Origin of the sequence: Nocardia sp. NPDC056100, from assembly GCF_042266325.1 — a bacterium.
Lineage (GTDB): Bacteria > Actinomycetota > Actinomycetes > Mycobacteriales > Mycobacteriaceae > Nocardia.
In genome coordinates this window covers 1,011,694-1,025,717 of record NZ_JBHJVY010000004.1, presented here as the reverse complement: position 1 = coordinate 1,025,717, position 14,024 = coordinate 1,011,694, and the positions used below count along the sequence as shown (strand labels likewise).

The following is a 14,024-nucleotide window of genomic DNA, read 5'->3' as shown; positions in this document are numbered from 1 at the left end:
ACCGGCGGCGCGCGGCGCTACCGGGGCACGGTTCGAATTGCCTTTTCACACAGCGCTTTCAGCAAAATAGCGGCTATTGACGTCGCCGCGCACTTGTCGGTGCTCTGCGATAGAAATGCGGTGAACGAACGAAGGGGGCTCGATGACCACCGCCTGGACCGCTGATCAGATCGCGGCGCTGGCTCCGGATGCCACATCGCTCACCGCCGCCCGCAAGCTGCGCGGCAAGTGGAACGGCACCGGACGGCACGACACCGCGCTGTGGGGCCTGTGCCAGGGCAGCGGCGGTCGCCCCTACCAAACCGTCGTCGACACCGCCGGGCCCGCGTACAAATGCTCCTGCCCGAGCCGTAAATTCCCGTGCAAACACGCGCTTTCGCTAATGCTCGCCTGGTCCGAGGGCGAAATTCCAGCTACCGATACCGTCGCCGATTTCGCGGGTGAATGGCTGGCCGGTCGCGCCGCGCGCGAAACCGATCGTGCCGCGCGCGACGCGAAAAAGGCCGCATCCGAATCGAATTCGCCGACCACGACCACCCCGGCGGGCAGCGCCACCGCCGATCAGCGCCGTGCCCTGGTCACCGCCGGTCTCGCCGATCTGGATATCTGGCTCACCGACCAGATCCGCACCGGCCTGGCCTCGGCGGACCGTTCGATGGCGACCTTCGAGTCCGTGGCCAAGCGCATGGTCGACGCCAAGGCCCCCGGCGTCGCCGCCGTCCTGCGCCAATTGCCGCGCACCGCAACCCATTCCGACTGGCCGCGCCTGCTGCTGCGCGAATACGCCCGCCTGCACCTGCTGGCCACCGCCCACCGCCGCCTGGACACCCTCTCCCCCGCCCTGGCCGCCAGCATCCGCACCCATATCGGCTACCAGACCGGCACCGAATCCGTCCGCGCCACACCCCCGGTCCGCGACACCTGGATGGTCCTTGGCACCCGCATCACCAACGAGGAAGCCATCTATACCCGCCGAATCTGGCTGCTCGGCAGGCAATCCGGCCGCTGGGCCCTGCTGATCGACCACAAACACGGCGGCCCCGGCTTCCCCCAGGACACACCGCCCCCGGGCTTCATGATCGACGCCGACCTGCACTTCTACCCCGGCGCGAACCCCCTGCGCGCCCTCTGGGGCACCCGCCACGGCCTGCCGGATCCATTCACAACCATCCCCAACTCCGAGCGCACCTGGGGAATCGATGCGGCGCTCACCGCCCACGCGCGCGCAGTGGGGGCCGACCCCTTTCTGCGCTCCTGGCCGGTGCTGCTCACCGACGTGGTGCCGGTCCGCGACGAAAGCGGCTGGTACATAGCCGAATCGGACGGCACCGCCCTCCCGATCGCCACCGACCACGGCGAGCCCTGGCACCTGCTGGGACTGTCCGGCGGGCACCCGGTAGGCGTGATCGGCGAGTGGACCGCCGAAGGCCTGATTCCCGTCGCCGCCCTGCTCGACGGGACGGTGATCAATATCGACCTCATGGAGGCAACCACTCCCGCCGCTCCGCCCAGCTCCACCGAATCCCAAGCGGGCAGTGCGGAATTGGTCTCAGTCGCGTTGATCGGCACCGCCCGCCGACCGGCGAACCGGGACGAACTGGCCGCCCCGGTCGCCGCGCTGGCGCACCGGCTCGGCGAGCAGCCGGGCGCGAATTCCGCCGTTCCGCCCCGGCCCGGCGAAAGCGCCTCGGCCGCGCATCAATTCGGCGAGGCCGATCCGGCCGTGCATCAAGCAGCCGGGGACACCTCGGCATCCGGCGGCCCGGGCAAGGAAAGCGCGGCGGTGTTGCTCGAATCCGCTGCGCTGCAGGACTGTTTCGCGCGGGGTGGGGTGGGCGCGCTGGCGGTGGAGTTGCCTGCGGCTGCGGATGATGATGGGCGGCTGCGGCTTTCGGCGGCCGCTTCGGCGCGGTTGGCGGAGTTGCTTTCCACCAGTTCGCCGTTTCTGGATGAGTGGCTGGCGGCGGCTGAGGAGCGGGAATTGCGGGCTCCGGACGCGCTGGTGAGCGGGTTGCTGGATCGGGCGAAAGCACTTGCGTTGCAGCGGGAGCCGCTGTTGCGGCTGGCGGGGGCGCGCGGGCGGTGGCTGGCGGCGCAGCATCCGGGGTGGCGGGCGCTGGTGCGGGCGGACGTGAGAGATGATTCGGTGTGGTCGCACGGGCGGGCCGCCGAGCGGCGGGTGTGGCTGGCGCAGTTGCGGCGGCGCGATCCCATTGCCGCGCGGGATGCGCTGGCGGGTACCTGGGGTACCGAATCCGGGCCGGGTAAGGCGGAATTGCTGGCGGTGTTCGCCGATGGGCTCTCGCTCATGGATGAGGCACTGCTGGAGACCGCGCTGGACGATCGGCGGGCCGAGGTGCGGCGCACGGCGGCCGATCTGCTGGGCAGGCTGCAGGATTCGCATTTCGCGGGACGCATGACCGAGCGGGCCGCCGCCTGGCTGACCTTCGGCCGCAAACTGCGCAGGCCGGAGTTGACCACCACCGGTCCGGGCGTGCTGGACGATGCCGCGCGCCGCGACGGCGTCGGAGATCCGTACGGCTACACCGTCTATCGCGCCGACGGCGCACCCGATCTGGCCGCCGAATGGCTGCACCGGGTGGTCGCGGCGACCCCGCTCTCGCATTGGGAACGCGTCCTCGGCCCGCCCGAACAGGCGGTGCGCGCCGCCATGACCGAGGCCATGCGCGGCCCCATGTTCGCGGGCTGGGCCGATGCCGCACTGGCACAGCGCAATCCGGCCTGGGCGCGGGAACTCTTCGCCGCCTACGCCGCACAGGAGGAGGGCGGCTCGGCCGGCGAGACGCTACGCGAACTCTTCGCCCTGCAACCCCTGGCGGATCAGATCCGGCATCTGTGCCGCCTGGACAGCAGCTGGCTCGCCGAGATCGAATCGCTGCTGCGCGCCATGCCGCATCCGTGGCCCGGTCCCATGGCCGAACATGTGCTGCGCCTGCTGCTGGAACGCGCTCAGCTCAGCGCGGATCGCCCGGGCACCCCCAATAGCCTGCGGCCCGCCTCCTACCGCACCCTGTTCCGCGCGGCCTCGGCGCATTTCCCGGTGGACACCGCCGACATGGTGACCGCGATCGCCCGCAAATGCGGAGATCCGTACTGGGAGCAGGCTTTCGATCAACTCACCTACGACCTCACCCAACGCAGAGCAATGCTCGAGGAGCTGAAGTGACCACGATTTCATCGCAGGACGCCCTGCTGCGCCCGCATGCCGAACAGGCCTTCGCCGAGGAACTCACCGCGCTCGCCGCCGCCGATGACCGGCCGCGCCCGCCGTCCTGGAAGTTGTCGCCGTGGGCGGTGGTCACCTATCTGCTGGGCGGCACCCTGTCCGACGGCACCGTGATCAGCCCGAAGTACGTGGGCCCGCGCCGCCTCATGGAGGTCGCGGTCGCCACCCTGGCCACCGATCGCGCCCTGCTGCTCATCGGCGTCCCCGGTACCGCGAAAACCTGGGTGTCCGAACATCTCGCGGCCGCCGTGTCGGGTCGTTCGACGCTGCTGGTGCAGGGCACCTCGGGCACCGCGGAGGAGTCCATCCGCTACGGCTGGAACTACGCGCGCCTGCTCGCCGAGGGTCCGAGCGATGCCGCGCTGGTGCCGTCCCCGATCATGATGGCCATGCGCGCGGGATCCATCGCGCGCCTGGAGGAGCTCACCCGCATCCCGTCCGATGTGCAGGACGCGCTCATCACCGTGCTGTCGGAGAAGACGCTGCCGGTGCCCGAACTGGGTTCGGAAGTGCAGGCGGCCAAGGGTTTCAATCTGATCGCCACCGCCAATGATCGCGATCGCGGCGTGAACGAGCTGTCCTCGGCGCTGCGCCGCCGCTTCAATACCGTGGTGCTGCCGCTGCCCGCCGGGGAGGATGAGGAGGTGGCGATCGTCAGCCGCCGGGTCGAACAGCTCGGCGCCGCACTGGAATTGCCCGCCGTGCCCGCCGCCGCCGAGGAGGTGCGGCGCGTGGTGCGGGTGTTCCGCGAACTGCGCTCGGGCATGACCGAGGACGGCCGCACCAAACTCAAATCACCGTCCGGCACGCTCTCCACCGCCGAGGCGATCTCGGTGATCACCAATGGCCTGGCACTGGCCGCGCATTTCGGCGACGGCATTCTGCGGCCCGCCGATATCGCGGGCGCGGTGCTGGGCGCGGTCATCAAGGATCCGGTCGCGGATTCGGTGGTGTGGACCGAATACCTGGAAGCCGTTGTGCGCCAGCGCGCCGATTGGGCCGACTTCTACCGGGCCTGCCGCGAGGTGAGCTGATGAGCACCGTCACCACCACCGTGACGGCGGAAACCCGGATCTTCGGCATCCGCCATCACGGACCGGGTTCGGCGCGTTCGCTGCGCCTGGCGCTGGAGAAGTTCTCCCCGGACGCCATTCTCATCGAGGGTCCGGCCGATGCCGATCCGCTGCTCGGCTTCGTCACCGCCGACGGAATGGAACCGCCGGTGGCCCTGCTCGGCTACCACCCGGATGAGCCCGCCAAGGCCGCGCTGTGGCCGTTCGCGGTGTTCTCCCCGGAATGGCAGGCGATGCGGTACGGGGCCGAGAACACCGTGCCCGTGGGGTTTTTCGATCTGCCCGCCGCCATGACGCTGGCCCTCGAGACCGAGCCGGGTGACAGCGGCGACCCCCTGGCCGAACTCGCCGCGGCGGGCGGTTACGACGATGCCGAGCGCTGGTGGGATGCCGTCGTCGAATCCTCCTCGGATGCCGACATTTTCGATGCCGTGAACGAGGCCATGACGGCGCTGCGGGAGAACGCCGATATCGATGAGCACACGCTGCGCCGCGAGGCGCATATGCGGCAGGTCATGCGAAAGTCGTTGAAGGACGGCGCACAACGCCTGGCCATCGTGTGCGGGGCCTGGCACGGTCCGGCACTGTCCGGCAAGCTCGGCCCGGCCGCCCCAGATGCCCGCGTGCTCAAGGGCCTGCCCAAGGGGAAGGCCACGCTGACCTGGGTGCCGTGGACGCATTCCCGGCTGGCCGCGTCCTCCGGGTACGGCGCGGGCATCACCTCGCCGGGCTGGTATCACCACCTGTTCACCCAGACCGACCAGCCGATCGTGCGCTGGCTCACCAAGGTCGCGGGCATGCTGCGCACGCATGATCTGCCGGTGTCCAGTGCGCACATCATCGAATCGGTAAGGCTCGCCGAGACTCTCGCGATCCTGCGGGAACGGCCGCTGGCCGGGCTGTCGGAGGTGACCGAGGCGACCCGCGCGGTGCTGTGCGACGGTGACGAGACCATGCTGCGCCTGGTCAGCACCGAAATGGTGGTGGGTGAGGCGCTGGGCTCGGTTCCGGAGGGCACGCCGACCGTCCCGCTGGAGGCGGATCTGCGCGCGCGAATCAGGACGTTGCGACTCAAACAGCAGGCCCTGGAACGCGTCATCGATCTGGATCTGCGCACCGAACGCGATATGGCGAAATCGCATCTGCTGCACCAGCTTCGACTACTCGGCATCGGCTGGGGCCAGCTCACCGACAGTCAGGTGCGCAATACCGGCACCTTCCGGGAGACCTGGACGCTGCGCTGGCGACCGGAACTCGCCATCGCCATCGTGGAGGCGGCGCGCTGGGGCACCACGTTGCGCACCGCCGCCGAAGCCAAAGTGCTTGACACCGTGGCGAATCCGGACGCAACGGTCGGCCAGGTGTCGGCAATGCTCGAGTCGGCGCTACTCGCGGATCTGAGCGGTGCGACCGACGGCCTCATCACCCGCCTGGAATCGGTCGCGGCCCTCGATCACGACATCACGCACCTGCTGGCCGCGCTGCCCGGCCTCTTGCGCACGCTGCGCTACGGCGATGTGCGCGGCACCGATTCCGCCGCCCTGACCCGGGTGGCCGACGGCCTGCTCATCCGCGTCTGCGCGGGCCTGCCGAGCGCGGTCACCGGCCTGGACGCCGACGGTGCCGCCGAACTCCGCACCCTGATAGACGCTGTGCACCTGGCGCTTTCGGCCCGCGAGAACGAATGGGCGACCACCACCTGGCTGACCGCCCTGCGCATGCTGGCCGATCGCGACGATATCAACGGCACCCTGATCGGCCGCGCCGTCCGCCTGCTGGCCGACGCGGACATCATCGACGCCGCCGAATCCGCCCGCCGACTATCCGCGGCCCTGTCGGTGGGTCACAGTCCCGCCGAGAAAGCCGCCTGGATCGACGGCTTCCTGGGCGGCCGCGGCCTGCTCCTGGTCCACGACCGAAACCTGTTGAGCCTCATCGACACCTGGCTCGCCGGACTGGACGACGACCAGTTCGTCGCCACGCTGCCCCTGCTGCGCCGCACCTTCGGCGCGTTCGAATCCGGTGAGCGCCAAGCCATCGGGCAGGCGGTGCGCAATGGCGGGCCCGCCACCTCCGTTTCCGGAGGCACCGAATACGACACCGTCCGTGGCGAACTCGCGCTCCGCGCCGCCGCCGAAATCCTGGGGGTAGCGGGATGACCGAGCCGATGACAGCCGATGACGCACAGTCCCGGCGCTGGCGATTGGTGCTGGGCGGGGCGGCCGAGGCGAGTGTGGGCGGGCTCGGCGGGGCCGAGGATGTGGCCATGGACCGGGCGCTGGGGGCGCTGTACGACGCGGATGCGCGCAACGGGGCGAGCGGGCGCAGATCCGGCGGGCTGGGCGGGTCCGCGCCGCAGGTGGCGCGGTGGCTGGGCGATATTCGGCGGTATTTCCCGTCGACGGTCGTGGAGGTCATGCAGCGCGATGCGGTGGATCGGCTGAATCTCACCGAATTGCTTTTGGAGCCAGAGCTTTTGGAGGCGGTGGAGCCGGATGTGCATCTGGTGGGCACGCTGCTGAGCCTGAATCGGGTGATGCCCGAGACCACCAAGGCCACCGCGCGCACGGTGGTGGAGAAGGTGGTGCGGGAGATCGAGCGCAGGATCGCGGCGCAGACCATCGCCGCGGTCGGGGGCGCGCTCAATCGCGCGGCGCGGGTGTCGCGGCCGAAACTGCGGGATATCGACTGGGACCGCACCATTCGCAAGAATCTGGCGCACTATCTGCCCGAACAGCGCACGGTGGTGCCGGAACGACTGGTCGGGTACGGCCGTAAGGCGCAGGCGGTGCGCCGGGATGTGGTGCTGGCCATCGATCAATCCGGGTCCATGGCGTCGAGCGTGGTGTACGCGTCGGTGTTCGGCGCGGTGCTGGCCTCCATGCGCTCGCTGAAGACCTCGCTGGTGGTCTTCGACACCGCCGTGGTGGATCTGACCGATAAGCTCGCCGATCCGGTCGATGTCCTGTTCGGCACCCAATTGGGCGGCGGCACCGATATCAATCGCGCCATCGCGTATTCGCAGTCGCTCATCACCCGCCCGGCCGATTCCCTGTTCGTGCTCATCTCCGATCTCTACGAGGGCGGGGTGCGCACGGAGATGCTTCGCAGAATTCGCAGCATGAAGGAATCGGGCGTACAGGTGGTGGTGCTGCTGGCCCTCTCCGATGAAGGCGCACCGTCCTACGACCGCGATAACGCCGCCGCGCTCACCGCCCTCGGCGTGCCCGCTTTCGCCTGTACGCCGGACCGTTTCCCGGATCTGCTCGCGGTCGCTCTCGATCGCGGTGACGTGCAGCGGTGGGCGCATGTGAACGCCGGGCAGGCGGGCTGAGATATACAGCCGTGGAATGTAGCGTCTGAGGCGGCCGCGACCCGCACGGTAGGCTGCCAACCTGATCTGACTCGGAAACGGGGGCTCGACTGTGCGCTCTGGTGATGTGTTCGCCGGTTTCGTCATCGAACGCGAACTGGGCCGCGGCGGTATGGGGTCGGTGTACCTGGCCCGGCATCCCCGCCTGCCGCGCAAGACGGCGTTGAAACTGCTGAATCAGGAAATGTTCACCGATGACGAGATTCGCGCCCGGTTCATCCGGGAGGCGGATCTGGTCGCCCAGCTGGATCATCCGAATATCGTCACGGTCTACGACCGCGGCACCGAGGGTGAACAGCTGTGGATCTCCATGCAGTACATCGACGGTGTGAACGCCTCCGCCGTCAAGGCCGCTTCACTGCCGCCGCTGCGGGCCGCGCAGATCGTCTCCGAGACGGCCAAGGCCCTTGATTACGCGCACGGGCGCGGCGTCCTGCACCGGGATGTGAAGCCCGCGAATATCCTGCTGGCCCGCTCCTCGGGCGGTGCGGGCGGGGAACGGGTGTACCTCACCGATTTCGGCATCGCCCGGCTGCGCGATGACACCGGTCATCTCACCCAGACCGGCACCGTGACCGCGACCCTGGCGTACGCCTCACCCGAACAGTTGACCGGGGCCACCATCGACGGGCGTTCGGATCAGTACGCGCTGGGCTGCACGCTGTTCCAATTGCTCACCGGCGTGGTGCCGTTCGAGGGCACCAGCCCGGCGGCGGTGATTCGCGGACATCTGCAGCAGACGCCCCCGCCCGCCAGTCCGTTGCGGCCCGAACTGCCGCGCGCCATCGACGGGGTGCTGTCGCGGGCGCTGTCCAAGCGTCCGCAGGATCGCTTCCGGTCCTGTGCGGAATTCGCCGCCGCGGTCGAGCACGCGCTGACCGCGCGCCCGGTGCCGCCGCGGCAGCCGACGCCGGCGCGACCGCAGCCGATCGTCGCGCCGCCGCCGGTCGTCCCACGGCAGCCGACACCGGTGCGGCCGCAGCCGGTGGTTCCGGCCCCGCAGCAGCAGCGGCCCATGTCGGGGTCCAATCCCGTTCCGCTGTACCAGAATCCGGTGCAGCCGAATCCGGCGTATCCGAATTCGGGTGCGGGATATCAGAATCCCGCACCCGCCTATCAGAATCCGGTCGTGGCCCCGACACCCAATCGGCAGAATCCGGTGTCCGGTCCGGCGTACCCGAATCAGCAGCACCAGCCGAATTTCGCCCCGCAGTCCACCCAGCAACCGGCCTACCGTGCGCCCGAACGCAATTCGAGCCAGATCGGCTGGATCATCGCCGCCACCACGGTGACCCTGGTGCTGATCATCGTGGTGGTAACGGTGATCCTGTACAACCGCTGACCCCTACACGTCCGCGATGGCCGCCAGCGGCGGCGTCCGGGCCGCACGCACCGCGGGCCACAGCGCCGCCAGCACGCCGACCACGCCGGAACTCACCACCATGAGCACGATCTGACCCCACGGCACCGAAATGGTGGCCAGGCCGAGATCCTTGAGCGTGCGCAGGAATCCGACGCCGAGCACCAGGCCCAGCGCCACCCCGACGACACCGCCGAAGATCGCGATCAGCATGGATTCCAGGTAGATGGTGCGCCGCACCTGCGGCCGCTGCATACCGACCGCGCGCAGCATGCCGATCTCACGGCGGCGCTCCACCACCGACAGCGCCAGGGTGTTGACGATGCCGAGGATGGCGATCACCACCGCCAGCGCCAGCAGGCCGTACAGGATGGCGAGCATGGTGTTGATCTGCTTGCCCTGTGCGCCCTTGAAATCCTCACGGTCCTGCACCTGCACCACGGCCCACTGATCGACGGCCTTCTCCAGATCGGTGCGCATGGCCTTGAGATCCGCGCCGGGCTGCGCGGTGATGAGCACGATGAAGTTGGTGCGGAAGCTCACCGGCATCACCTGGTTGTACAGCGCCATCGGCGCGACCAGCGGGCCGAGCAGCTGGGTGTCCTTGTAGATGCCGACGACCTGGACCTTGTAGTTCTTCTTGTCCAGGCTGGTGATGTCGACCTGCTGTCCGACATGCCAACCGCGGTCGCCCGCTTCGGTTTCGGACAGCATGATGCCGTTCTCGCCGAGATTGTCGCTGCCCTGCACGATGTCGTAGCTGAGCACCTTGTTCAGCGGGCCCTCCGGCACGGTGCCGAGCAGCTGATCGTCACCGGCCTTGAACGTGACGCCGTGGAACTGCACCACATCCGCTACGCCGGGCACCTTCTGCACGACCGGTCCGGCCGCCAGCGGCACGCCGACCAGACTGTTGGTCGGGCCCTGGAGGATGTAGTCAGCCTTGACGCCCTTATCCACGACCTCGCCGATACTGGCCTTGGCCGAAGCGCCGAGCATGCCGATCGCGGTCACCAGCATCAACCCGAGGGTGAGCGCGAAAGCCGTTGCGGCGGTGCGCCTCGGATTGCGCAGCGCGTTATTGCGCGCCATCCGGCCGACCGGGCCGAACGGGCGCACCAGCACGCTGAGCACCTTCACCACCGGCTTGGACAGCGCCGGCGAGGCCAGCAGTACCGCGAAAATCAGTGCCAGCGCGCCAATTCCGACGGTGAGCGCGGCATTGCCGCCGGTGTGCTGAGCGCCCAGCACCACCAGCACGATGCCGGCGACGGCCAGCACCGCGCCGATCGCGGTGCGAATGCGATTGGATTCCGCGGCCGAACCGAATTCCGAGCGCATGGCCTCGACCGGCGGAATGGTCGCGGCGCGGCGGGCGGGCGCGTACGCGCTCAGCACCGTCACCACGACGCCGACACCGAGCGCCACCAGCACGGTGCGCGGCTTCAGTGCCATCGATCCGGTGGGCAGGCCCAGATCGAAGGCATTGAGCAGCGCCGACAATCCGAAGGCCAGGCCGACACCGGCCGCCAAACCCAATGCGCTGCCGATCAATCCGATGATCAGCGCCTCACCGACCACCGACTGCCCCACCTGCTGGCGGGACGCGCCGACCGCGCGCAGCAGCGCCAGCTCCCGAAGTCGCTGTGCGACAAGCATGGAGAAGGTGTTGTAGATGATGAACGTGCCGACGATCAGCGCGATCGCGCCGAAGGCGAGCAGGAAGTAGTTGATGAACTTGAGCGCATCGCCGATCTGCTTCTTCATGTCCTCGCGGACCTGATCGCCGTCCTGCACCTTGTAATCCGGGAAGGTCTTGGCGATCTGATCACGCAGCGCGTCCGCGTTCACGCCGGGCTTGGCGGCGATATCGACGAAGGCCACATGCTGGCCGTCGGTGAACAGCTCCCGGGCCTGCACGTCATCGAAGTACAGCTGGATGAAACCGCCGGTATTGCCGGTCAGGTCGTAGATGCCGGAGACGGTGACATCGATATTGCCCTTGGACGGAATGAGCACCTTGGTGGTGTCGCCGACGTGCAGACCGGCGCGATCCGCGCCGCTCTTGTTGATGGCGACCTGTCCGGTCTGGCTCGGCGGCACGCCCTCGATGAACTTATCCGGTTCGGCGACCGACTTGTCCGGCGGCAGATAGGAGATGCCGATCGTCGGCGCGCCACCGGTCTGCACGGCCTTGCCGTCCTTCAGTAGCACCACCGAACCGTTGACCGACGGCGCGACCGCGCGCACCTGATCCATGGCCGTGATCTTGTCCACGGCCTCGTTCGGAATGCCCAGGGACTGGCGCTCTTTCGGGCTCACCCGGACATCGACGCCCTTGGCCTGATTGGCGAAGATGCTGTCGAAGCTGCTCTGCAGGGTGTCGGTGAAGACGAAAGACCCTGCGATGAAGGCGGTTCCGAGCACCACCGACAGCACCGTCAGGAACAGCCGCACCTTATGCGCGGCGAGGTTGCGCAAGGCAACCTTGCGCATGGGACTACCGGACATCAGACGGTCTCCAGCGACTTCATCTTGTCGAGCACGGAATCGGCAGTGGGCGAACGCAATTCATCGACGATCCGGCCGTCGGCCAGGAACACCACGCGATCGGCGTACGAGGCCGCGCGCGGATCATGGGTCACGATGACGACGGTCTGGCCGAATTCGTCCACGGCCGCACGCAGAATCGAGAGCACCTCACCCGAGGAATGCGAATCCAGATTGCCGGTCGGCTCGTCACCGAAGATGATGTCCGGCTTGCCCGCCAGGGCTCTGGCACAGGCGACGCGCTGCTGCTGACCGCCGGACAGCTCGCTGGGGCGGTGCGTGAGGCGATCGTTGAGGCCGAGCCGCTTGAGCACGGTCGAGAGCCATTCCTCATCGGGTTTACGACCGGCGATATCCAGTGGGAGGGTGATGTTTTCCAGTGCGGTCAGGGTGGGCACCAGGTTGAACGCCTGGAAGACGAAACCGATGCGATCGCGGCGCAGCTGGGTCATGCCCTTATCGGACAGTTCGGTGAGGTTGGTATCGCCGATGTGCACGCTGCCCCCGGTCGCGGCGTCCAGCCCGGCCAGGCAGTGCATCAGGGTCGACTTACCGGAGCCCGAAGGCCCCATGATCGCGGTGAACTCCCCCTTGGCAAAATCTGCCGACACCCCGTCGAGTGCCCGGACCTGCGTATCGCCGGAACCGTAGATCTTCATCAGATCGGTCGCGCGCGCGGCGACCGCGCCCGTGCCCGTGTCGAGCCCGACGGAATCCGAGACATTCGAAGTCATGCCGTCCAGTGTGTCGGTCTTCGCAGGCAGATGCCATCCGGGAACACCCGGAGCCGTCTACCCTCAGTGATTCCTTAGACGGTCAAGCGACCGATCGGGGCCGGTAGAAGGACATTTCCGGCATCGTATGCCTCGGCGATGCCCACCGAACTCGGGGCACGCCACCGCAAATCTCTCAGTGCTGCCAGAACGGGACCGCGGGCTGCGGCGTGTTGTATTCCGGTGTCGCGCTCGCGGTACCACCGGACGGTTCCGGCACCGATTCGGTGGTGGTGTCCTGGTAGTACTCCTCGGTGGTCGTGTACGCCGGGGCCGGCGGAGTGGTGAGACCCGGTGAACCCCCGCCGCCCGTGCGCATCTGATCGATCGCCAGCAGCACCACCACGGCGATCAGCAGCGGAATCAGGATGAGGGCCAGCAACCACATCAGGCAGCCCCGCGCCCGTGACTTCTTCTTGGGCTTCTTGCGCGGCTGCGGAAACACCTGGGTCCCCGACTTCGGCATCGCCTTCGTGGCCGAACGCGCCGCCGACGGCTTCGCCGGTGGCCGGGTGGGTGACGGCGCGGCATAGGCGGCAGCGGCGTTCTGGCCGCGCGGTGGCGAATAGCCCATCGCGGCCGACGCGTGCTGCGGTGTGGCGGGCCGGCCGCCCTGCGTCATGAAGGGCCGCGGGGGCGTGTTCGAACCGGCTGCGCCGCCCGGGGTGAAACCGGGCTGACCGACCATCGGATTCCGCGGGCCGGAGTGCTGCCCCGCCACCTGCGTGGGCCCGCCGTCCAGGGCCTGCTGTGCGGCGGTGGCGAATTCGACGCAGGAGCCGAACCGCGCGGGTGGCTGTTTGGCCATGGCGCGGGCCATCACGGCGTCCAGGGCGGGCGGGAGACCGGGGCGCAGCGAGCTGACCGGGGGCGGCGGCTGTTGCAGATGGCCCTGCATGATGGCGATCGGATGCTGGGCGTCGAACGGGACGACACCGGTGAGCAGCCGGAACAACGTGCAGGCCAGCGAGTATTGATCGCAGCGGTGATCCAGCGGCTGCCCGGAGAGCTGTTCGGGGGCGGCGTACGCCAGGGTGGCGGTGAACGAGCCGGTCTGGGTGAGTTTGGTGCCCTCATCGCGTAGTCGCGCGATGCCGAAGTCCGCCAGGAAGATTCGCTCCTCACCGTCGGAGCGTTCGATGAGGATATTGGCGGGCTTCACATCTCGATGCAGCACACCCTTGCGATGCGCGAAATCCAGCGCCTTCGCGGTCTCGGAGATTATCCGGACCGCTTGTCGCGGTGGCAGATTCGCTGATTCCAGAGTGGAGGCGTCCGGCCCGTCGATGTACCGCATGGCGATCCACAGCCGCTCGTCATCGAAGCCACGATCGAACAGCGGCACGATATTCGGGTGATCCAGCCGCGCGACCACATCACCCTCGCGCTCGAATCGCGCCCGAACCTCGCTGTCGCCGAACAACTCCCGATTGAGCAGCTTGATCGCCACCAGCCGGGGCAATCGCGGATGCCGCGCCAGATACACCGATCCCATGCCACCACGGCCGAGTTCACGTTCGATCAGATATCCGGCGAACGTCTCTCCGCTGCGCAGCACAAGCACCCTTCCGTGTCCATTAACCTCCGCTGCGCTGCGGCTGTTCGCGGCCCAGGGAGTCGATCACCACCTCGGTGAGGCAGGCGGGAG

General features: G+C 68.3%; 8 protein-coding genes. 5 read left to right on the top strand and 3 right to left on the bottom strand.

Annotated features, from left to right (window positions below):
• The first annotated feature begins 142 nt into the window (after positions 1-142).
• The 5 genes from ACFC0O_RS35125 (at position 143) to ACFC0O_RS35105 (ending at position 9,035) form a co-directional block, all read left to right on the top strand.
• The gene (locus ACFC0O_RS35125) at positions 143-3,187 is read left to right on the top strand and encodes a DUF5691 domain-containing protein (protein WP_375965757.1); all 3,045 of its coding nucleotides are present in this window, start codon (positions 143-145) and stop codon (positions 3,185-3,187) included.
• Positions 3,184-4,281 carry an AAA family ATPase gene (locus ACFC0O_RS35120; RefSeq protein ID WP_375965755.1) on the top strand — a complete coding sequence of 366 codons (1,098 nt, stop codon included), beginning with the start codon at positions 3,184-3,186 and terminating at the stop codon, positions 4,279-4,281. The genes ACFC0O_RS35125 and ACFC0O_RS35120 overlap by 4 nt, the downstream gene beginning before the upstream one ends.
• Positions 4,281-6,479 (top strand): DUF5682 family protein, encoded by a 2,199-nt coding sequence (locus ACFC0O_RS35115; protein ID WP_375965752.1) that lies wholly within the window; start codon positions 4,281-4,283, stop codon positions 6,477-6,479. Before ACFC0O_RS35120 ends, ACFC0O_RS35115 begins: the two co-directional genes overlap by 1 nt.
• The gene (locus tag ACFC0O_RS35110) at positions 6,476-7,654 is read left to right on the top strand and encodes a VWA domain-containing protein (protein ID WP_375965749.1); all 1,179 of its coding nucleotides are present in this window, start codon (positions 6,476-6,478) and stop codon (positions 7,652-7,654) included. Before ACFC0O_RS35115 ends, ACFC0O_RS35110 begins: the two co-directional genes overlap by 4 nt.
• Positions 7,655-7,745: 91 nt before the next feature.
• On the top strand, positions 7,746-9,035 hold the full coding sequence (locus ACFC0O_RS35105; RefSeq protein WP_375965747.1) for a protein kinase: 1,290 nt from the start codon (positions 7,746-7,748) through the stop codon (positions 9,033-9,035).
• Between the two features lie 3 nt (positions 9,036-9,038).
• On the opposite strand, the gene ACFC0O_RS35100 is transcribed toward ACFC0O_RS35105, so the two are convergent.
• The 3 genes from ACFC0O_RS35100 to ACFC0O_RS35090 all read right to left on the bottom strand — a co-directional run bounded on the left by ACFC0O_RS35100 (position 9,039) and on the right by ACFC0O_RS35090 (position 13,934).
• The gene (locus ACFC0O_RS35100) at positions 9,039-11,549 is read right to left on the bottom strand and encodes an ABC transporter permease (protein ID WP_375965745.1); all 2,511 of its coding nucleotides are present in this window, start codon (positions 11,547-11,549) and stop codon (positions 9,039-9,041) included.
• Between the two features lie 14 nt (positions 11,550-11,563).
• A complete protein-coding gene (locus ACFC0O_RS35095) occupies positions 11,564-12,337 on the bottom strand; it encodes an ABC transporter ATP-binding protein (protein WP_375965743.1) in 774 nt (257 codons plus the stop codon).
• 175 nt (positions 12,338-12,512) lie between these two features.
• Positions 12,513-13,934 (bottom strand): protein kinase, encoded by a 1,422-nt coding sequence (locus tag ACFC0O_RS35090; protein WP_375965740.1) that lies wholly within the window; start codon positions 13,932-13,934, stop codon positions 12,513-12,515.
• Positions 13,935-14,024 lie beyond the last annotated feature (90 nt).

Coding starts and splice junctions, on each gene's coding strand:
- ACFC0O_RS35125 (WP_375965757.1), top strand. CDS start 143: ATGACCACCGCCTGGACCGCTGATCAGATCGCGGCGCTGGCTCCGGAT.
- ACFC0O_RS35100 (WP_375965745.1), bottom strand. CDS start 11,549: ATGCGCAAGGTTGCCTTGCGCAACCTCGCCGCGCATAAGGTGCGGCTG.
- ACFC0O_RS35095 (WP_375965743.1), bottom strand. CDS start 12,337: ATGACTTCGAATGTCTCGGATTCCGTCGGGCTCGACACGGGCACGGGC.
- ACFC0O_RS35115 (WP_375965752.1), top strand. CDS start 4,281: ATGAGCACCGTCACCACCACCGTGACGGCGGAAACCCGGATCTTCGGC.
- ACFC0O_RS35110 (WP_375965749.1), top strand. CDS start 6,476: ATGACCGAGCCGATGACAGCCGATGACGCACAGTCCCGGCGCTGGCGA.